This window comes from Terrabacter sp. MAHUQ-38, from assembly GCF_014518425.1.
GTDB lineage: Bacteria > Actinomycetota > Actinomycetes > Actinomycetales > Dermatophilaceae > Terrabacter.
Genome location: NZ_JACVCU010000002.1, coordinates 307548 through 327102, shown reverse-complemented (window position 1 = coordinate 327102; position 19555 = coordinate 307548). Strand labels below are relative to the sequence as shown.

Sequence of the window (19555 nt, the reverse complement as noted above, 5' to 3'; positions counted from 1 at the left end):
AACAGACGCGCACGTGGACCCGAAGGTTGACGCATCCGCGCCGAAATGTCGCGAACGCGACGACCGAGGGTCACGGCACTCGCGAGAGGAGTGCCGTGGCCCTCGGGCGCACGGGGGAGACGCAGGTCAGGCGGCAGCCTTGGCGAACACCTCCACCTCGCTGACCGTCATGTAGCTGTCGGCCGTCATGACGACCCTGACGGCGCTCGCCCGCACCGGCGTCACGGGGACCGAGACCACTGGCGCCGCCGCGCCGGTGGCGTCCACGGTGACGACACCGGACACCGGCTTCCAGGCGCCGTCGACGAGGGCCTCGACCTGAAGGGTCTTGGCGTAGCTGACGTTGCCGCCGTCCTGGTAGAAGCGGGTCACCACGCGGGTCACGTCACCCGGCGTGGGGAGGGTCACCGTGAGGGTGTCGCCGGGACGCTGCGTCCCGGAGCGCCAGTTCGACCACGCCTTGTCGGTCACGTCGCCGTTGACGACGCCCTGCGCCGAGTACCCGGGCTCCGTGTAGGTCGCGGTCGCGACCGTGCCGGGCGCGAGAGCCACGTTGGCCTCGACCGGCTCGGTGACGGTGACGACGAGAGTCGCCGGGAGCGTGGACCCGCCCGGGAGGGTCGCGGTCCCCGGGACGGTCACCTCGCCCACGTGGTCGTAGGTGGTCCCCGACGTGTCCCACACGACGGGCAGGTTGACGTCCACCGCATACCGGTCGGACACCGCTGAGACGGTCGACGGGAGGGCGGGGACGCCGCCCACGTACGTCTTGGCCGCAGCCGGCCGGGTCGCCGAGACGGTGTCGACGGTGACGACGGCGCGAGCGGCATACTCCCGACCCGTCGCCGGGTCGGTCGCCGTGCCGAAGACGAACACCGTGCCCGTCCGCGCCCAGAGCACCGACGGTACCGAGCGCCACTGGACCGGGATGGCCGCGCCGCCGCCGCCGGAGCGCGAGGGAGTCACGGTGGCGGGCAGGGTCGGGGCGACGCCGGGAACGGTGAACAGCTTGACGTCGGCGACCCCGGTCACCGTCTCGTCGGCGAGGCGCCACCGCTGGTTGTTGTTCGCGTTCGGCTGCCAGGCGTCGACGGCCGACCCGTCGGCGGTCGCCTCGCCGCCCACCTCGATGTTGGCGGGGCCGGTGGCGCTGGCGAGGGTGTAGGTGCCGTCGCCGGTGGTGGACAGGTACCACTGCGCGGCCTCGTCGGGCGCCTCCTGCGCCGGTTCGAGCACGAGACCTGCCGCCCGCAGCGCGACCTGACGTCCGTCGAGAGCCCGCAGCTGGTAGCGCTCGCGGTTCGTCACGCCGTCGGTGACGTGGGTCGCGGTCCACAGCTGGTCGCCGGTGGTGGCGTCGGTCGTGCGGATCGAGAGGCCCGTCTCCTCGGCGTCGAGTGACTTGCCGCTCTGCACGCCGACGAACCGGTAGAGGTGCCCGTCCTGGATCGCGGACGCGTCCTTGGCCACACCGCGGACGTCGGAGACGACGAGGGTGGTGACGGAGTGCGGGGGGACCCGCACCGTGGCCGACGTGCCGAGGACGCGCACGGGTGCCTTCTCCTGCAGCGCCCCCGACGCGTCGGTGACGAAGGCCGTGACGGTGGCAGCCGGCCCGACGGTGCCGAACTTCGACAGGTCGATGCGCACGTCACGCGGACCGGACGTCTTGTTCGTGTGCACGAGCGTCGCGGTGCGGGCATCGGGACGGACGGCGCCGACCGTGCTCGTGTCGTTGACCTTCACGACATGGTCACCGGGCCGGATGAAGTGGGTGAAGTTGCGGGCGGTGTTGAACTTCTGGTTGGTGTGGATGGCGCAGGTGTCCAGCGTGTCCTCCGCGGTGCAGTCGAACGGGAGCTGGACCTCGCCCCAGTTGCCGCCACGGCTGCCCTCGCCGCCCGGCGCCATGTTGTTGTAGTCCTCGACCGGCTGCCAGAAGACCCAGGCGGACGGCTCGAGCTCTCTCAGGTCGTCGGTGATCTGCTGTGCGAGGCCGAGTCCCGGTGCCATGTCGGCGAAGTCCTGGCCGTTGCCCCAGTCGCCCTCGACCTCGGACATCCACAGCGGCTTGGCGTCGGACTTGGACAGGTCACGCACGGCGGTGCGCTGCCCCGTGCCGTAGGTGTGCACGTTCATCCGGCTGACGGCTGCCGTCACCTCCGCGGGGTAGGACATCCAGTTGCGCACGAACGTGCCCGGGTTGGTCTCGTCCATCGCGGAGATCGCGGCCGTCGTCGACGACGCGGCGATCACGGGGGCGAGCGCCTTGATGACCTTCTGCTGGAGCTCCGGCCCGATGTGGGCGCCCTCCTGCCGTCCGCCGGTCGGCTGGCCGTCCGCGCCGAGCTGGGTGCCCCAGTAGCTGGTGTTCGGCTCGTTGAAGGGGTCGATGGTGTCGACGGTGATGCCGTGCGCCTTCTCCAGGTGCTCGGTGACACGCACCAGGTAGCCCGCGAAGTCAGCGATGCTCGACTGCTTGAGCTGGTCCTTGGAGGCGTCGAAGTTGCCTGAGACGTAGCCGCTCTCGGTCATGAACCACGGCGGGGAGTTGCTGAACGTCTCCCACTTCGTGATCTCGCCCTTGATCCGGTCGACCCACCAGCGCTGGGTCTGGTCGGCCTCCCAGTTCCAGTCGGCCGGGTCGTCGGCCGACCACCAGTCGACGTCGGTGCGGGTCGTGCCGGCGGGTGCCTTCCACCACCCCTGCACGGCGCCGCCGGGGCGCAGGTAGTCCTTGACGTCCGGGGCGTTCCCGCCGCCGATGTTGTAGCGGGCGATGTTGAGGGCCAGGCCGTCCTTGCCGAAGATGAGGTCCGCGAGCTTGTCGCGGACGGCCGGGGGGTAGTTGCCGGTCGCGTTGGCGAACCACGCGAGGCTCGTCCCCCAGCCCTCGAAGGCGGCCTGCTGGTACGAGGGATCCGGTGTGACACGAACAGACGGGATCGTGTCCGCCGCGGCCGGGGACGAGCTGGGGGAGGAGTCCGAGAGCGCGGGAGCGGCGGCGGCGCCGGTCCCGATGAGGAGGGATCCGACGGCGACCGTGACGCTGGTCAGCGCGCCGGTGACGGCCCGGGTGGGACGGGATCTCATGGTGGTGCCTTCCTGGAACGGCGTCGATGGCGGTCCGGGATGTTGCGCCAACATCGTCCTGGGCGGAGGGTATGTTTGCGTAAACATCGGCCACGGTCACCGTCCCAGCCCGGTGGGTCGGGTGTCAAGAGACCGTCTCGCCGCGACTGGCACGATATGAACGGTTCCGGGTGGTGCACGGGTTGGTTCACGGGGTTTGCGGTCGGAGGAGGGTGAATGGCGGAGCGACGAGCGGTGTCGATGGCCGACGTGGCCCGGCTCGCGAACGTGTCGGCGCAGACCGTCTCGCGCGTGTCCAACGGTGAGACGAGCGTCGTCGAGAGCACGCGCCAGACGGTGCTGCGCGCGATGGAGGAGCTGGGCTACCGGCCCAACAGCGCGGCGCGCGCCCTCAAGCGCGGCGAGTTCCGCGCCATCGGTGTCATGACCTTCACCCTCTCCACGACTGGCAACGTCCGCACGCTCGAGGGGATCGTGGCGGCGGCGGCCGTGCACGACTACGCCGTGACGCTGATCCCGGTCAACGCGCCGTCGCAGGACGCCGTTCGCGGAGCCTTCACCCGAGCAGGCGAGCTCGCCGTCGACGCCGTGGTCGCGATCATGGAGACGCACCTGGCGAGCGACGCCCCGGCGCCGTACCCGCCCGGCTTCAAGGTGGTCGTCGCCGACTCGGACGACGTCGGCGACCGGCATCCCGTCGTCGACACCGACCAGGCCGCGGGGGCGGCGTCCGCGACGGCGCACCTGTTGGACCTCGGGCACCGCACCGTCTGGCACGTGGCCGGGCCGGAGAGCTCGTATGCCGCCGCGCGCCGTCGCGACGCGTGGCGCGCCGAGCTCCTGGCGCGGGGTCGCGACCTGCCTCCAGTGCTCCACGGTGACTGGACGCCGCAGTCCGGCTACGAGATCGGGCTGCGGCTCGCCGACGAGCCGACCTGCACGGCGGTGTTCGCGGCCAACGACCAGATGGCGCTCGGGCTGCTGCGGGCGTTCCACGAGCGCGGGCTACGGGTGCCCGAGCAGGTGAGCGTGGTCGGCTTCGACGACGTGCCCGAGGCGGCGTCGTTCATCCCGCCGTTGACCACGGTGCGTCAGGACTTCGAGCAGATCGGCCGTCTCTGCGTCGAGCGCGTGCTCGGCCAGGTGCGCGGCACCGGGCCCACGTCGGGCACGACGCTCGTGCCGACGCGGCTCGTCGTGCGCTCGAGCACCGCCGCGCCGGGAGCACGGGTGCGGCCCGGGGCCGACGTGCCTAGGGTGCAGTCATGACCTCGCAGACCCCCGGTGACTGCCTCTTCTGCAAGATCGCCGCAGGCGACGTCCCGTCCGACCTGGTCGCCGAGAGCGAGCGTTCGATCGCCTTCCGCGACATCAGACCAGCGGCCCCGATCCACGTCCTCGTCGTGCCGCGGCGCCACGAGCCGACGGTGGGCGCGCTCGCGACGGCGTCCGACGAGGACCTCGCGGACGTGTTCCGGCTCGCGGCGCAGGTGGCCGACCGGGAGGGAGTCGCTGACGCGTACCGGATGATCGTCAACACGGGGAGCGAGGCCGGGCAGACGATCTTTCACGCGCACGTGCACGTGCTCGCGGGCACGGCGTTCACCGAGGGGAGGATGGTGTGAGCGTCGAGCCCTCTCCCGGAGCGGACGAGAAGAGCCCGACGACACCTGCGCCGACCGACGACAAGCCGAAACCGGTTGAGGCCGAAGCGAAACCGGCTGAGCCCGTCGACGATCTCGTGACGACCCGCCACACGCTCAAGGTCGGTCGCCGGCGCCTGCGCTACACGGCGACGGCGGGCCGCATCGTCCTGCGCGAGGAGGACCACAAGGACGGGACGTTCGCGGGTCACAAGGCACGCGCCGAGCTGTCGATGACGAGCTACGTCCTCGACGACGCCGACGCGCGCACACGCCCGGTCACCTTCGCCTTCAACGGTGGCCCCGGCAGCTCGAGCGTCTGGCTGCACCTCGGCCTCCTCGGCCCGCGCCGCGTCGTCAGCGGCGACGTCGGCGCGCTCGAGCCGCCGCCGTACGACCTCGTCGACAACGCCGAGTCGCTGCTCGCTGTGAGCGACCTCGTGTTCATCGACCCCATGTCGACCGGCTACTCCCGTGCCGTCGAGGGCGGCAAGCCGGGGGAGTACCACGGTTACCAGAAGGACGTCGAGTCGGTCGCCGAGCTCATCCGGCTCTGGACCTCGCGCAACGGGCGGTGGATGTCGCCCAAGTTCGTCGCCGGCGAGTCCTACGGCACCCTGCGGGGCGCCGCTCTGGCCGAGCACCTCCAGGCGCGCTATGGGATGTACCTCAACGGCCTGATCCTCATCTCGAGCGTGCTCGACCTCAGCTCGGTCGACTTCGACAACCAGCGCAACGACCGCGCCCACGCGCTCTACCTGCCGACCTACGCGGCCGTGGCGCACTACCACGGCAGGCACGGACGCCGGTCCCTGCGGACCGTCCTCGACGAGGCGGAGGCGTATGCCGCCCGCGACTACCCGTGGGTGCTGTCGCGCGGCTCCCGGCTGACCACGGCGGAGCGCGCCGAGGCGGTCTCGACGCTGGCACGCCTGTCGGGCCTGACCGAGGACTACGTGGACCGCGCCGACCTGCGCATCGAGCACTGGCGCTACTTCACGGAGCTGCTCCGTGACGAGCGGCTCTCGGTCGGGCGCCTCGACGCGCGCTTCACCGGTCCGGCGGCCGCGGCGATCGCCGAGAACATGGACGCCGACCCGTCCCACGACGCCATCACCGGGCCCTATGCGGCGGCGTGGAACCACTACGTCCGCGACGAGCTCGGTTATGGCAGCGACCTGCACTACGAGCAGATCTCGCGGCTCGTGCACCCGTGGTCCTTCAAGGACTTCGAGGGTCGCCCGGTCGACGTGTCACCCAAGCTCGAGCGCGCGATGCGCCAGAACCCGCACCTCAAGGTGCACATCGCGTACGGGTACTACGACGGGGCGACGCCGCACTTCGCGGCCGAGGACGTCGTCGCCCACCTCCAGATTCCCGCCGACCGCCTGGCCGACATCGAGCACGCCTACTACGAGGCGGGCCACATGATGTACGTCCACGAGCCGTCGCGCATCCAGCAGAGCGACGACCTTGCCCAATTCGTGGTGAGGAGCTCCGGCCGCGCCACGTAGACTCGTCACCACGATGAATGACGCGCAACCCCGACCATCCGAGTCCGACACTCCCGAGACCCCCGAGCGCCCCCGTGGCGCCGACGCCGGAGGCGAAGCGCCGGTGCTGACGCGCCAGATCCCACCGCCGATAGAGATGGTCACGCTCCTCGGTCCCCGAGACGAGCTGCTGCGCACGATGGAGCGCCAGTTCCCCCTCGTCGACACCCACGTGCGCGGCAACGAGATGACCTTCGTCGGCCCGGCCGGCGAGCTCGAGATCATCGACTCGCTCCTCGACGAGCTGCTCGTCATCGTCGAGACCGGCCAGCCGCTCAACCGTGACGCCGTCGAGCGCTCCATCTCGATGCTGCGCAACCAGACCGTCGAGCGCCCCGCAGACGTGCTCACGATGAACATCGTCAGCAACCGCGGCCGCACGATCCGACCCAAGACGCTCAACCAGAAGCGCTACGTCGACGCCATCGACCAGCACACCATCGTCTTCGGCATCGGGCCGGCAGGTACGGGCAAGACCTACCTCGCCATGGCCAAGGCCGTCGCCGCCCTGCAGGCGAAGCAGGTCAACCGGATCATCCTCACCCGGCCGGCCGTCGAGGCCGGCGAGCGCCTCGGCTTCCTCCCCGGCACGCTCAACGACAAGATCGACCCGTACCTGCGTCCGCTCTACGACGCGTTGCACGACATGGTGTCGCCCGAGACGATCCCCAAGCTCATGGCTGCCGGCACGATCGAGGTCGCGCCGCTGGCCTACATGCGAGGCCGATCCCTCAACGACGCGTTCATCATCCTCGACGAGGCGCAGAACACCTCGAGCGAGCAGATGAAGATGTTCCTGACCCGCCTCGGGTTCGGCTCCAAGATGGTCGTCACCGGAGACATCACGCAGGTCGACCTGCCGGGCGGCACGAAGTCCGGCCTCAAGATCGTGCGCGAGATCCTCGGCGACGTCGAGGACATCCACTTCGCCGAGCTGACCTCGCACGACGTCGTCCGGCACCGGCTCGTCAGCGCCATCGTCGACGCCTACGAGCGCGACGACGCTCGCGCCCAGAAGCGGGCCCGGCGCCTCGCCAGGGACGTCGGGGCCAGCTCGGGCGGGGCCGGCAGGTCGGCCGCACGGCATACGCCATCCGCCCCGGCCCAACCCGACGCGCAGGAGGACCTCGCATGAGCATCGACGTCCTCAACGAGACGGACGCCGAGGTCGATGAGCTGGAGCTGCTCGCCTGTGCCGCGTACGTCATGGAGCAGATGCGCGTGCATCCCCAGGCGGACCTGTGCATCAAGCTCGTCGACGAGGACGCGATGGAGGTCCTCCACGTGCAGTGGATGGACCTTCCCGGCCCCACAGACGTCATGAGCTTCCCGATGGACGAGCTCCGCCCCGGACGCGAGGGGCAGGAGCCCGAGGAGGGCACCCTCGGCGACATCGTGCTGTGCCCGTCGGTCGCGACGAAGCAGGCGCTCGAGGCCGGGCACGCGCCCGTCGAGGAGATGCTCCTGCTGACGACGCACGGCATCCTGCACCTGCTCGGCTACGACCATGCCGAGCCCGACGAGGAGCGCGAGATGTTCGAGCTGCAACGCCAGCTCCTGCTGACGTTCCTCGCCACGCGCAACCGCCCCAGCGCCTGACGGCGAGCGAGAGAACGACATGCTTCCGCAGTTCGCCCTCCCGGCCCTCATCAGCATCGTCGTGGCGTTCCTGCTCTCGGCTTCCGAGGCCGCCATCTTCCGGATGTCGCGGGTGCGCGCGCAGGAGCTCTTCGACGAGGGACGGTCCGGAGCCAAGTCGCTCATGACGGTCGTCGGCGACTCACCGGCCTACCTGTCGGTCATCGCGTTCCTGCGCGTCGTGGCCGAGGCCACCGCGGCGGTGCTCGTCACGCTCGCGGTCGCGGGCCAGGTCGAGTCGACGTGGAGCCGGGCCCTCATCAGCATCGCGATCATGGCCGTCGTCTCCTTCGTCGTCGTCGGGGTCTCGCCGCGCACCCTCGGCCGACAGAACTACGACACGGTCGCCCTGTGGAGTGCACCCTTCGCCGTCGGCCTGCGCCGGGTCCTCGGGCCGGTGGCCAAGCTGCTCGTCGTGCTGGGCAACGCCGTCACGCCGGGCAAGGGCTACACCGACGGGCCGTTCCAGACCGAGTCGGAGCTGCGCGACCTCGTCGACATGGCCGGTGACTCCGAGGTCATCGAGGCCGACGAGCGCGAGATGATCCACTCCGTCTTCGAGCTCGGTGACACGGTCGCCCGGGCGGTCATGGTGCCGCGCACCGACATGGTCGTGCTCGACGCCGACAAGACGCTGCGCAGCGCGATGTCGCTGTTCCTGCGCTCGGGCTTCTCGCGCATCCCGGTGGTCGGCGAGGACAGCGACGACGTGCGTGGCCTGCTCTACTTCAAGGACGTCGCACGCCGTCTCAACGCGGCCCCGGAGGACGGGCGCCATCTCGCGACCGAGGTGATGCGGCCCATGCACTTCGTGCCCGAGAGCAAGCCGGTCGACGACCTGCTCCGCGAGATGCAGCGCGACCAGAACCACTTCGCCATCGTCGTCGACGAGTACGGCGGCACCGCCGGGCTCATCACGATCGAGGACATCATCGAGGAGATCGTCGGCGAGATCGCCGACGAGCACGACCGTGAGGCGCCCGGCGTCGAGGAGCTGGAGGACGGCACGTTGCGTGTGCCGGCCTCGATGGACATCGACGACCTCGCCGAGCTCTTCGACGTGACCATCGACGAAGACGACGTCGACACCGTCGGCGGCCTGCTGACGAAGGTCATCGGGCGGGTGCCGATCGTCGGGTCGTCCGGTACGGTCGCTGGGCTGGAGCTGACGGCCGAACGGATGGCCGGACGCCGACACCGCGTCGCGTCGGTCATCGTGCACCGTGCGCAGGTGCCGGAGGACGAGGTCCTGCACCACGAGACGGAGGACGCCCATGGGCACCCAGGACGCTGACCCGACCGCAGGCGGCAGCGACGCGTACCGCGCCGGGTTCGCCTGTCTCGTGGGGAGACCCAACGCCGGCAAGTCCACGCTGACCAACGCCCTCGTGGGCCAGAAGGTGGCGATCACCAGCTCCAAGCCACAGACGACGAGGCACACGATCCGCGGCGTCGCGACGACCCCGACCGCCCAGCTGATCCTCGTCGACACCCCCGGGCTGCACAAGCCGCGCACCCTGCTCGGCGAGCGGCTCAACGACCTGGTCCGAGCGACCCTGCTCGAGGTCGACGTCGTCGGCTTCTGCCTCCCCGCCGACCAGCGCATCGGGCCGGGCGACTCGTTCATCGCCAGGGAGCTGGCGGAGCTCCGCTCGGTGCGCCGGCGCCCCGTCGTCGCCATCGCGACGAAGGCCGACGCCGTCGACCGCGAGCGCGTGGCCGAGCACCTCATCGCGATCGACCAGCTGGGGGAGTGGGACGCGATCATCCCGTGCTCCGCCGTCTCGGGCGAGCAGGTCGAGGAGGTGCGCGACGTCCTGTCGTCGTACCTGCCCCGATCCCCGCAGCTCTACCCCGACGGCGTGCTCACCGACGAGCCGGAGATGGTCATGATCGCCGAGCTCGTGCGTGAGGCCGCGCTCGAGGGGGTGCGCGACGAGCTGCCGCACTCGCTCGCGGTCGTCGTCGAGGAGATGGTGCCGCGCGAGGGCCGTCCCGAGGACCGGCCGCTCCTCGACGTACGCGTCAACGTCTTCGTCGAGCGTCCCAGCCAGAAGGCCATCGTCATCGGCCGCGGCGGCTCGCGGCTGCGCGAGGTCGGCACCAACGCTCGCAAGAGCATCGAGGGGCTGCTCGGCCAGAAGGTCTTCCTCGACCTGCACGTCAAGGTCGCCAAGGACTGGCAGCGCGACCCCAAACAGCTGCAGCGCCTCGGGTTCTGACCCTCCGGCGGTCTTCGGTCCTAGACTCGGGATACGAACGGGCAAGGAGGCGGACATGTCGGAGGCGGTTGCGCACGACCACGAGCTGGAGGTGCTCGAGGACGACCAGACGGTGCCCCCGCGGCCCGAGGAACAGATCGCCGACGCACGCGACCTGCGCGACGACGTGTCGGCGGCCGACGAGCCCGGCAGCGCACCTGCCCGGTGACCGACGCCGCGGACCCGTGGGGTCGCTCGGAGCCGCCCGTGGTCGCGGAGGTCGACCTGGCGCCGCTACCGCCGTCTCTCGCGACCATCGCCGCGGCGCTCGAGAGCGGGGAACAGCTGCCGGCGCCCGAAGGCGGTCGGTCGCAGTGGCCGCGAGCCGACGACCTGCCGGAGGTCCAGGAGCTCGCCGCCGCGGGCTGGGCGCCCCTGTCACCCCTCGAGCTCGGGTCGGACGTCGGTCTGATACCCGCCGTCTGGCCCGCCGCGCACCGTCGCTGGCTGCCGGACCGCTTGCCTTCCTACGGGGTCGTGTCGCACGGCGACCATCAGAGCTTCATCGAGCCGGACACGCACAACCCCGAGCGTGCGCGCTGGGAGCTCGCTCGCCTCGCGCGCTCGGTCGGGTTGCCGCCGCCTCCCAAGAGCCGGCTCTGGTTGCTCCGCTCGCCGTGGCCGGGCACGCGGATCGGGAGCCTGCTGCTCCTGATCCGGCACGCCCGCGACGCCGAGGGGACTGGCTGGGACGCCGTGGGCATGATGCGCGCGGCGGAGCGCGTCCTCGCTGGCACGGAGGAGCAGGCCTGGGCCCGTTGGCGCGGACCCGAGGCGGACGCGGCTCGCGCGTGGCGCGGTGTCGCGCAGAGTGATCCGGACGTCGACCCTTGGGTGGCGCTCGGCTTCGGGCCCGACCATGTCGAAACGCTTGAGAGGGAGCTGGCGGACGGCGGCGCGCAGCTCTCGCGGCGCCAGGCGCTGGCGTGGGGTGAGGTGATGGCGATGTTCGGCCGCACCCCGGAGGACGCGGTTGGTCGGGTCGTGGCCTGGCGCAAGATCGGCCTGCCCGCCGACGCGCCCGTCTGGCGGCTGGCCTCGGTGATGTTCGACCGTCAGCCCTCGGACGTCGCCCCGTGGCTGGAGGCGGGCATCACGCCGGAGGACCTCGCCGTATGGGAGGCCGAGGACCTGCCGCGGGCGCTGCGTTGGCGTGATGCCGGGTTCGACTCGAGGCAGGCCCGCGAGCTCACCATCGCGGACCCGACGGTGACCCCTGAAGAAGCGCTCGCCTACGACGCCGCCGGCATCTCCCGTCGGGTGCGAGCCCGCTGGGTCGCCACCGGCTTCTCGCCGTCCGACGCGCGTGCCTGGACCGACCTCGACGTCGTCGCGTCGGAGGCGCGGGTCTGGCGGTCGCGCGGGCTGGGGCCCGGCGACGCACGCGCCCAGCGTGACTCGGGCACGCGAGGGCCGCTCCCCGCAGGTTTCGAGGGTGGCTGGGCCGCGGTGGGGCCGGACCGCGACGACATGAACTTCGGGGTCATCGACCCTCCGGGCACGCGCGGCCAGGCAGCAGCGGAGTCGGGCGACCCGATGTGGGACGTGCCCCGGGACTGACGCCGGTTCTGGCCGAAGGCCACACGTCCGCCGAAGGACCCCTGACGTCATCTCGCCGAGGAGCTGGGGCCGCCTGGCCCGACAGAGGAGGGAGCCGCGGGTGCGGTACACGTACACGGACGTGACGAACCACCCGGACGCCGTCACGCCGTACCCCGAGGTGGTGACGGCCTTCGAGGAGCTGGGCTGGGTGCGGCTCGGACGCGTCGCCTTCGAGCTCGAGCCGAGGCGCCTCGAGAGCGTCCTCAAGGGGTATGCCGCCCAGGACCGGGTCACGTTCGAGGCCCACCTTCCCGACGTCGCCACGGCGGTCGCCTCGCCGGACGAGACGACGCTCGCCGACGTGTCGTGGTTCTGGGGCTCGCCATCGGTGCGCCTGGCCACTCTCACGGCCGACGGGCAGCTGGTCGAGACCGTGCGTGAGTGGGACCACCGGCCCGCCTGGCCGCGCAACCTCGCGCGGGCCCGACGGGGAATGGTGGTGGCCGAGGAGATCCGGCGGTCCCACGTGCCCGGCAGGGGCCGCTCGATCCGGGTGGTCCACGTCGACGACCCGACCGGGGTCAGTGGCGTGGAGTGGCTGTGGCACGAGCACGCGCGCCACGTGCTGGCAGTCGCGGGACACGGCCCCACCGCCATGACGTTCGCCACGGTCGAGGACGCGATCGCCTTGCGGCGCAAGGCCTATGCCCACGACCTTCGCGTGTCGGCGCGGGTCATGTGGGCTCACTTTGCCGCCCTCCTCGTCGCCGCCTGCCTCGCCGGCGGTGTCCTCGGCCTCACCGCACCGACCACCCTTCCGCCGCTCGCCGATGTCGTGGTGGTCGCCGTGGTGCTGGTCGTCGGCTGGTGGGCGTCGCCGTACGTGTGGCGACGGCTGGGCTACGCGCGCTGGCTGCGGCCGCGGTTCCGCTGAGGCGCGGCGGACAGGGGCGTCCGCGGACGAGACCCGAGTCTCAGGATCCGGGCGGCGGTCCCGAGGGGTGGACGCGACCGGGCCGTGCGGCATACGGTGATGCCGTGCGTGCGGTGAGCCTCCTCCTTCTCTGCCGCGACGAGGCCTGATCCCGGCCCTCCTCGTCGCGGAGTTTCCCGTGTCCGGCCGGACACCGAGCGAAACGCAGACGAGAGAGTGAAGAGATGATCCACCCCCAGCAGACGTCGGGAATGCCGTTCCAGAAGTACGTCCCGTTCCACGAGCAGCTGCCGTTCGACCTCCCGGACCGCACGTGGCCGACCAAGCGGGTCGACCGGGCCCCGCGCTGGTGCGCCGTCGACCTGCGCGACGGCAACCAGGCCCTCATCGACCCGATGAACTCCGAGCGCAAGCTGCGCATGTTCCAGCTCCTCGTGAAGATGGGCTACAAGGAGATCGAGGTCGGGTTCCCGTCGGCGAGCCAGACCGACTACGACTTCTGTCGTGAGCTCATCGAGGGTGGGCACATCCCAGACGACGTGACCATCCAGGTGCTGACCCAGTGCCGGGACCACCTCATCGAGCGGACCTACGACGCGATCCGCGGCAGCAAGCAGGCCATCGTCCACTTCTACAACTCGACCTCCGCGCTCCAGCGCAAGGTCGTGTTCGGCCTCGACCAGGACGGCATCATCGACATCGCCGTCCAGGCCGCGCGCCTGTGCCGCAAGCTCGAGGAGACCATCCCCGACACGCAGGTGTACTACGAGTACTCGCCGGAGTCCTACACCGGCACCGAGCTCGACTTCGCCATGCGCATCTGCAACGCGGTCGTCGACGTCATCGACCCGACGCCGGACCACAAGATGATCGTCAACCTGCCGGCGACGGTCGAGATGGCGACGCCCAACGTCTACGCCGACTCGATCGAGTGGATGATCCGCCACCTCGAACGGCGAGAGTCGATCGTCGTGAGCCTGCACCCCCACAACGACCGCGGCACCGGCGTGGCGGCGGCTGAGCTGGGCTACCTCGCCGGCGCCGACCGCATCGAGGGCTGCCTCTTCGGCAACGGCGAGCGCACCGGCAACGTCTGCCTCGTCACGCTGGGCATGAACCTCTTCAGCCAGGGCATCGACCCGCAGATCGACTTCGGCGACATCGACGAGGTACGCCGCACCGTCGAGTACTGCAACCAGCTGCCCGTGGGTGAGCGCCACCCCTACGGCGGCGACCTCGTCTTCACCGCGTTCTCCGGCTCGCACCAGGACGCCATCAAGAAGGGCTTCGAGGCGATGGCGTCCGAGGCGAAGGAGAAGGGCACGAGCATCGACGACCTCGTCTGGGGCGTCCCGTACCTGCCGATCGACCCGCACGACCTCGGCCGGTCCTACGAGGCGGTCGTCCGCGTCAACAGCCAGTCCGGCAAGGGCGGCGTCGCGTACATCATGAAGACCGAGCACCAGATGGACCTGCCGCGCCGGCTGCAGATCGAGTTCTCCGGGGTCGTGCAGCGGGGTGTGGACCAGGACGGCGGCGAGGTGGCTCCCGCGGAGCTGTGGGCGAGGTTCCAGGACGAGTACCTCCCGAACCCCGAGAAGGTCTGGGGCCGCTTCGCGCTCGTCAACGTCGTCACCGACTCGACCGTCGACGGTGCGAGCACCATCGAGGCGACCGTGACCGACCGTGGCGAGCCCGTCACCGTCACCGGCACCGGCAACGGCCCGATCGCGGCCTTCGTCGACGCGCTGTCGACGATCGAGGGCACGCCGGACGTGCGGGTCCTCGACTACGCCGAGCACGCGCTGTCCGCCGGTGGCGACGCCCGCGCGGCGGCGTACGTGGAGTGCGCGGTCGGCGAGCGGGTCCTCTGGGGCGTCGGTGTCGACCCGTCCATCGTCACGGCGTCCATCAAGGCGATCGTGTCGGCCGTCAACCGGGCAGAGCGCGACGCCTGACCGGACGCCCCGGCTGGGGCCCTCACCCGTGAGGTAGCGTCAGGCGCCATGGAGTCCCCGGTCGGTCGAGCCCTGCTCAGGCTGGCCGGGGTCTCGCTCGTCGCCGTCGCTCTTGTGGGCCTCGTCGCGCCACGCCCGGTGAACGTCGGGCACCGTTGGCAGGTGGTCGTGCCCGTCTGCGCGGCCCTCGTCCTGCTCGCCGGTGTCGTGCGGTTCCCGCGGTGGGCGAAAAACCGCTGGCTGCCGTTCGTCGTGGCCGTTGGCGGGGGAGTGGCCGCGACGTTCCTCGGTCTCATGACGCGCTACCGCTACGGCTGGGACGCGCGTGTCGTCATGGACCTGGCGCGGTCCCTGCACGGCGGTCGCCCGCTGGGAGACGCCGACTACGCCTACCTCTCCCTCTACCCGAACAACCTCCCCCTCCTCGCGATTGACCGCACGGGTGTCGCTGTGGCACAACGCTTCTCGCTGGCGCCCGATGCCGTCCTCATCCCGCTCAACGGCATCTGCGTCGGTGTGACCCTGTATGCCGTCCACCTCCTCGTCGTGCGCGTGGCGGGGTGGGGTCCGTCTCTCGCCGCACAGCTCGCGACACTCGCGCTCATCGGCACGAGCCCGTGGCTCGCCGTGCCGTACACCGACTTCTACGCGATGCCCTTCGTCGTGGGGGGAGTCGCGCTCGCGGTCGCTGCGCTCGCGCCGGGGCCGCGGAACGGCAGGGTCGTGCTGTGGGTGCTCGCGGTCGCCGCGCTCGCCGTCGGCTACGCCATCAAGACGACGCCGGTCGTCATCGTCATCGCGGTGGTGCTCACCGCCGTCATCGGGATCTTCGACCACGACCTGGCGCCGGGCCGGCGCGTGGGGGTCATCGCCGCGTGCGCGGTCTCGATGGTCGTGTTCGTCGGCCTCGGGGCCGCGCTGTCGGCCGCCGCGACCTCGGTCTCCGGCGTCGACCAGGCACGCATCGACCCCGATGCCACCCCGCCGATCGTCTGGTGGGTCGCCCTCGGCGCCGACGAACAGCGCTCGCCCACCGGTGTCGTCAACTACGGTGCGTACTCGCGCGAGATGGTCGACGCGCTGGCCGGGCGCACCCCTGCCGAGATGCGCGCGTATGCCGTGGGCTTCCTCGGCGACCGGTGGACCGAGCGCGGCCTCGGCGGCACGCTCGCCTTCTACGGCAGCAAGGCGGCCTGGAACTGGGGTGACGCGATGTTCTGGGCGTGGGGAGAGGGGCCGGACTCGCTGCCGGGGACGTTGGCTCCGGCCACCGGGGTCACGGGGATCGTCCACGAGGTCAACGGGTTCCACGGGTCGGGCTATGCGATGCGGGCCGACCTGACCCAGGCCCTCTGGCTGGCCCTGCTGCTCGTGGCCGGCGTCGGTCTGCTCCGGGCCCCCTACCGCCGCGAGACGCTGCTCCTTGCGCTGTCGGTGCTCGGGATCGCCGCCTTCACGCTCGTGCTGCAGGGTCGCTCGCGCTACCTCTTCGCTTTCGTGCCGCTCGTCGTGGCACTGGCCGCGACCGTGCACGGCTCGCTCCCGCGCGCAGGTCGTCGCGCGGCCTGACGCCGCCGTTGCGCTCCGAGGCGCGCGATGGCCTCGCGAGTGTGCGTTCGCCCCAGAAGTGCGCCACGCAGCCGTCACCTGCGCGGCTCCCACGCACCCGTGCCGGAACCACGCACCACGCCAGAGAGGCCGACGCGTGGCCTGCTCAGTCGATCGAGCCGCCGAGCACGGCGTCGACGGCGGCCAGGGCGCCGGCCTCGCCTTCTCGGGTGATGTCCCCCTCGACCGGGCGGTTCCAGAGCCAGCAGTCGAGGTCCGCAGCCGAGCCGCAGATCTCGGCAGCGGCGTCCGCGTCGGGCCCGTCGCTGACGAGGAACCGTTGGACGTCGACCTCGTCACCGTCCTCGTCGGTGCCCGTGATGCGCACCGGCGTCACGGTCCACGCATGCATGGCGTCGACCGTCGCGATGGTCACGGCGGGTCCGGTCGCCTCGTGCGTCAGCCCGGGTTCGGGCTCGTAGCCGCGCATGACCCGCAGTGCCTCGTCCACACCGTCGGCGGCGAGCCGGCAGTCGATCGGGCTGCGGGCACCGACCGTGAGCTCGGCGTCGAGCCGGTGGATGAGCGCCTCGTGCGCCTGCCGACGCTGGATGTAGCCGGCGGACTTGTCGTCGGCCCACATCCACAACGGGGTCTCGGGCCGCAGGCCGGACAGCACGCGGTGCAGTCGCTCGCTCGACCGGTCGTAGTACTCGAGCAGACCTGCGCGGTCGACCGGCCGCTCGGGCCGGTCGGCGTTCATCGCCTCGAGGTCGGCCGAGTCGGTCAGGCCTCGCTCGGCGATCTCGCCCCAGAACCACTGCACCTCGCCGAGGTGCCACAGCAGGTCGTCGGCGTCCCAGTCGGGACAGGTGGGCACCCGGTCGCCCGCGGGGGCTGTCGCCAGCACCTCCCGGAACCGGGCCGAGTCGGCCGCGAGGTGGTCGAGGAAGGGGAGGTGGCCACCTGAGCGGCTGGACGGCATACGGGATCTCCTGTCAGCGGACGCCGGCTACACGGAACTGTACGGAGATGCGCGGCCCCATCGGCTCCGACGTCTTCGGGACCGCATGGTCCCACGTGCGCTGGCACGAGCCGCCCATCACGACGAGGTCACCATGCCCGAGGGGATAGCGCAAGCTCTTTGTCGTCGAGCCGGGGATCGCGCCACCGTCACGTGGGCGCAGGGCGAGCGTGCGCGCCGACCCCAGCGAGAGGATGGCCACCATCGTGTCACTCTCGCGCGAGCGGCCGATGCGGTCGCCGTGCCAGGCGACGCTGTCGCGACCGTCCCGGTAGAGGCACAGGCCGGCGGTCACGAACGGCTCGCCGAGCTCCGCGGCGTAGTGGCGGCTCAGGGCATCGCGCGCCTCCACGAGTATCGGGTGGGGCAGCTGCTCCCCGGCGGCGTAGAACTTCGTGAGGCGCGGCACGTCCACCACCGAGTCGTACATCTGGCGCCGCTCCGCGTGCCAGGGCACGTCGCGCAGGAGCACGGTGAACAGCTCGTCGCCGGCGGCGAGCCAGCCGGCCCGCACGTCGACCCATGCCCCGCGACCGAGCTCGTGGCGGGTCAGATCGGTGGCGACGTCGCGCAGTGTCATCTCGTCCGTGAGGTCGAGCAGCGACCCCTGCAGGTTGAGGTCCATGCCCCCACGATAACCCAGATGTCGAACGCGTGTTCGACTCGACGTGAAGCTGCCGAGCCACTTCGCGTGAGGCGGCGCGTGCGGTGCCGTCCGGCCGCGCGCTCGGTGGAGAATGGCCCCATGCCCCTCTACCGTGACGAGGCGATCGTCCTGCGCACCCACAAGCTGGGCGAGGCCGACCGCATCATCACGATGCTCACGCGCACGCGCGGGCGGGTCCGTGCCGTCGCCAAGGGCGTCCGGCGGACGAAGTCGCGCTTCGGTTCCCGGCTCGAGCCGGGGATGGTCGTCGACGTGCAGTGCTACGAGGGCCGCAACCTCGACACGGTCACGCAGGCCGAGACCCTGGCGCCCTACGGCGATGCGATCGCCCGCGACTACACGGCATACACGTGTGCGACCTCCATGCTGGAGACCGCGCTCCAGCTGACCGAGGAGCACGAGCCGCAGACCCAGCAGTACCTCCTCCTCGGCGGCGCCCTGCGCTCGCTCGCCGAACGGGCGCACGACCCGGGGCTCGTCCTCGACGCGTACCTGCTCCGCTCGCTCGCGGTCGCCGGCTGGGCGCCGAGCTTCGTCGACTGCGCGCGCTGCGGCGCACCGGGCCCCCACCGGGCGTTCAACGTGCAGACCGGCGGCGCCGTCTGCTCCGTATGCCGTCCGCCCGGGTCGAGCGCGCCCGCCCCGGAGACCTTCGAGCTGCTCGCGTCACTGCTCACCGGTGACTGGGAGGTGGCCGACGCGAGCGACGAGCGGCACCGCAGACAGGGCAACGGCCTGGTCTCCGCCTTCCTCCAGTGGCACATCGAGCGCGGGCTGCGGTCCTTGCGCCTCGTCGAGCGTGCCTGAGCCACCAGCGAACTCACCATCCAACGGAGACCCATGACCGTCCTGCCCTTCCCGCACCCGTCCGGAGCCACACCGCCGTCGATCCCGGCCGACCTCCTGCCGAAGCACGTGGCGATCGTCATGGACGGCAACGGCCGGTGGGCCAACGCCCGCGGCCTGCCGCGGACCAAGGGTCACGAGGCGGGCGAGGCGTCGCTGCTCGATGTCGTGGCGGGTGCGATCGAGATCGGCGTGACCCACCTGTCGGCGTACGCGTTCTCGACCGAGAACTGGCGACGGTCGCCCGAGGAGGTGCGCTTCCTCATGGGCTTCAACCGCGACGTCATCAGACGTCGTCGCGACCAGCTCCACGAGTGGGGCGTGCGCATGCGCTGGGTCGGTCGTACGCCCCGGCTCTGGCGCTCGGTGATCAAGGAGCTCGAGGTCGCCCAGGAGCTGACGCAGCACAACACCGGGCTGACCCTCTACTTCTGCGTCAACTACGGCGGCCGCGCCGAGATCGCCGACGCGGTGCAGCGGATCGCCCACGACGTCAAGGACGGTCGGTTGCGACCCGGCTCGGTCGACGAGAAGACGATCAAGCGCTACCTCGACGAGCCGACGATGCCCGACGTGGACCTGTTCGTGCGGTCGTCGGGGGAGCAGCGCACGAGCAACTTCCTGCTGTGGCAGTCGGCGTACGCCGAGATGGTCTTCCAGAACCGGCTCTGGCCGGACTACGACCGGCGTGACCTGTGGTCCGCGGTGCAGGAGTACGTCGCGCGCGACCGCCGCTACGGCGGAGCCGTCGACACGCCCACCGCGCGCGCCTGACAGCCGGCGAGCCACCCTCACGTCCCGAGCCACCCTCACGGACTGCGGGCACCGGTGTTCGCGTGGCGTCGGAC

17 protein-coding genes are annotated in these 19555 nt (G+C 71.2%); 14 read left to right on the top strand and 3 right to left on the bottom strand.

The window, feature by feature from the left end; all coding sequences use genetic code 11:
• Positions 1 to 126 precede the first annotated feature (126 nt).
• Positions 127 to 3093 (bottom strand): glycoside hydrolase, encoded by a 2967-nt coding sequence (locus H9I49_RS08480; protein ID WP_188029913.1) that lies wholly within the window; start codon positions 3091 to 3093, stop codon positions 127 to 129.
• Positions 3094 to 3309: 216 nt separating this feature from the next.
• Here H9I49_RS08480 and H9I49_RS08475 point away from each other — a divergent pair, with 216 nt between their 5' ends.
• The 12 genes from H9I49_RS08475 to H9I49_RS08420 all read left to right on the top strand — a co-directional run bounded on the left by H9I49_RS08475 (position 3310) and on the right by H9I49_RS08420 (position 16191).
• Positions 3310 to 4362 carry a LacI family DNA-binding transcriptional regulator gene (locus tag H9I49_RS08475; RefSeq protein WP_255523793.1) on the top strand — a complete coding sequence of 351 codons (1053 nt, stop codon included), beginning with the start codon at positions 3310 to 3312 and terminating at the stop codon, positions 4360 to 4362.
• A complete protein-coding gene (locus tag H9I49_RS08470) occupies positions 4359 to 4718 on the top strand; it encodes a histidine triad nucleotide-binding protein (RefSeq protein ID WP_188029912.1) in 360 nt (119 codons plus the stop codon). The genes H9I49_RS08475 and H9I49_RS08470 overlap by 4 nt, the downstream gene beginning before the upstream one ends.
• Entirely contained in the window at positions 4715 to 6250 is a 1536-nt protein-coding gene (locus tag H9I49_RS08465) for a peptidase S10 (RefSeq protein WP_188029911.1), read from the top strand. The genes H9I49_RS08470 and H9I49_RS08465 overlap by 4 nt, the downstream gene beginning before the upstream one ends.
• Positions 6251 to 6263: 13 nt before the next feature.
• On the top strand, positions 6264 to 7424 hold the full coding sequence (locus H9I49_RS08460; RefSeq protein ID WP_188029910.1) for a PhoH family protein: 1161 nt from the start codon (positions 6264 to 6266) through the stop codon (positions 7422 to 7424).
• On the top strand, positions 7421 to 7888 hold the full coding sequence (gene ybeY / locus H9I49_RS08455; protein WP_188029909.1) for an rRNA maturation RNase YbeY: 468 nt from the start codon (positions 7421 to 7423) through the stop codon (positions 7886 to 7888). The genes H9I49_RS08460 and ybeY overlap by 4 nt, the downstream gene beginning before the upstream one ends.
• A 19-nt stretch (positions 7889 to 7907) precedes the next feature.
• The gene (locus H9I49_RS08450) at positions 7908 to 9221 is read left to right on the top strand and encodes a hemolysin family protein (protein WP_188029908.1); all 1314 of its coding nucleotides are present in this window, start codon (positions 7908 to 7910) and stop codon (positions 9219 to 9221) included.
• Positions 9202 to 10149 carry a GTPase Era gene (gene era / locus H9I49_RS08445; protein ID WP_188029907.1) on the top strand — a complete coding sequence of 316 codons (948 nt, stop codon included), beginning with the start codon at positions 9202 to 9204 and terminating at the stop codon, positions 10147 to 10149. Before H9I49_RS08450 ends, era begins: the two co-directional genes overlap by 20 nt.
• A gap of 55 nt (positions 10150 to 10204) precedes the next feature.
• Complete coding sequence (locus tag H9I49_RS08440; RefSeq protein ID WP_188029906.1) at positions 10205 to 10357, top strand: hypothetical protein; 153 nt, start codon at positions 10205 to 10207, stop codon at positions 10355 to 10357.
• Entirely contained in the window at positions 10354 to 11748 is a 1395-nt protein-coding gene (locus tag H9I49_RS08435; RefSeq protein WP_188029905.1) for a hypothetical protein, read from the top strand. Before H9I49_RS08440 ends, H9I49_RS08435 begins: the two co-directional genes overlap by 4 nt.
• A gap of 100 nt (positions 11749 to 11848) precedes the next feature.
• Positions 11849 to 12664 carry a hypothetical protein gene (locus H9I49_RS08430; protein WP_188029904.1) on the top strand — a complete coding sequence of 272 codons (816 nt, stop codon included), beginning with the start codon at positions 11849 to 11851 and terminating at the stop codon, positions 12662 to 12664.
• A 224-nt stretch (positions 12665 to 12888) separates the two neighbouring features.
• Positions 12889 to 14622, top strand: a complete 1734-nt coding sequence (gene leuA / locus H9I49_RS08425; protein WP_188029903.1) for a 2-isopropylmalate synthase — start codon at positions 12889 to 12891, stop codon at positions 14620 to 14622.
• Between the two features lie 48 nt (positions 14623 to 14670).
• Complete coding sequence (locus H9I49_RS08420; RefSeq protein ID WP_188029902.1) at positions 14671 to 16191, top strand: hypothetical protein; 1521 nt, start codon at positions 14671 to 14673, stop codon at positions 16189 to 16191.
• A 145-nt stretch (positions 16192 to 16336) separates the two neighbouring features.
• On the opposite strand, the gene H9I49_RS08415 is transcribed toward H9I49_RS08420, so the two are convergent.
• Positions 16337 to 17155, bottom strand: a complete 819-nt coding sequence (locus H9I49_RS08415; protein WP_188029901.1) for a maleylpyruvate isomerase family mycothiol-dependent enzyme — start codon at positions 17153 to 17155, stop codon at positions 16337 to 16339.
• Positions 17156 to 17168: 13 nt separating this feature from the next.
• On the bottom strand, positions 17169 to 17819 hold the full coding sequence (locus tag H9I49_RS08410; protein ID WP_188029900.1) for an alpha-ketoglutarate-dependent dioxygenase AlkB: 651 nt from the start codon (positions 17817 to 17819) through the stop codon (positions 17169 to 17171).
• Positions 17820 to 17939: 120 nt separating this feature from the next.
• Here H9I49_RS08410 and recO point away from each other — a divergent pair, with 120 nt between their 5' ends.
• Together recO and H9I49_RS08400 are read left to right on the top strand one after the other, a co-directional pair.
• Positions 17940 to 18668, top strand: coding sequence for a DNA repair protein RecO (gene recO, locus H9I49_RS08405; RefSeq protein ID WP_188029899.1), 729 nt, complete (start codon positions 17940 to 17942; stop codon positions 18666 to 18668).
• Between the two features lie 33 nt (positions 18669 to 18701).
• A complete protein-coding gene (locus tag H9I49_RS08400; protein ID WP_188029898.1) occupies positions 18702 to 19481 on the top strand; it encodes an isoprenyl transferase in 780 nt (259 codons plus the stop codon).
• The last annotated feature ends 74 nt before the right edge of the window (positions 19482 to 19555 follow it).

Bases quoted from the DNA above. Each gene is read 5' to 3' on its own strand.
- H9I49_RS08400 (WP_188029898.1), top strand. From the start codon at position 18,702: ATGACCGTCCTGCCCTTCCCGCACCCGTCCGGAGCCACACCGCCGTCG.
- recO (WP_188029899.1), top strand. From the start codon at position 17,940: ATGCCCCTCTACCGTGACGAGGCGATCGTCCTGCGCACCCACAAGCTG.
- H9I49_RS08480 (WP_188029913.1), bottom strand. From the start codon at position 3,093: ATGAGATCCCGTCCCACCCGGGCCGTCACCGGCGCGCTGACCAGCGTC.
- H9I49_RS08470 (WP_188029912.1), top strand. From the start codon at position 4,359: ATGACCTCGCAGACCCCCGGTGACTGCCTCTTCTGCAAGATCGCCGCA.
- leuA (WP_188029903.1), top strand. From the start codon at position 12,889: ATGATCCACCCCCAGCAGACGTCGGGAATGCCGTTCCAGAAGTACGTC.
- H9I49_RS08440 (WP_188029906.1), top strand. From the start codon at position 10,205: ATGTCGGAGGCGGTTGCGCACGACCACGAGCTGGAGGTGCTCGAGGAC.
- H9I49_RS08420 (WP_188029902.1), top strand. From the start codon at position 14,671: ATGGAGTCCCCGGTCGGTCGAGCCCTGCTCAGGCTGGCCGGGGTCTCG.
- H9I49_RS08450 (WP_188029908.1), top strand. From the start codon at position 7,908: ATGCTTCCGCAGTTCGCCCTCCCGGCCCTCATCAGCATCGTCGTGGCG.
- H9I49_RS08415 (WP_188029901.1), bottom strand. From the start codon at position 17,155: ATGCCGTCCAGCCGCTCAGGTGGCCACCTCCCCTTCCTCGACCACCTC.
- ybeY (WP_188029909.1), top strand. From the start codon at position 7,421: ATGAGCATCGACGTCCTCAACGAGACGGACGCCGAGGTCGATGAGCTG.
- era (WP_188029907.1), top strand. From the start codon at position 9,202: ATGGGCACCCAGGACGCTGACCCGACCGCAGGCGGCAGCGACGCGTAC.
- H9I49_RS08460 (WP_188029910.1), top strand. From the start codon at position 6,264: ATGAATGACGCGCAACCCCGACCATCCGAGTCCGACACTCCCGAGACC.
- H9I49_RS08410 (WP_188029900.1), bottom strand. From the start codon at position 17,819: ATGGACCTCAACCTGCAGGGGTCGCTGCTCGACCTCACGGACGAGATG.
- H9I49_RS08475 (WP_255523793.1), top strand. From the start codon at position 3,310: ATGGCGGAGCGACGAGCGGTGTCGATGGCCGACGTGGCCCGGCTCGCG.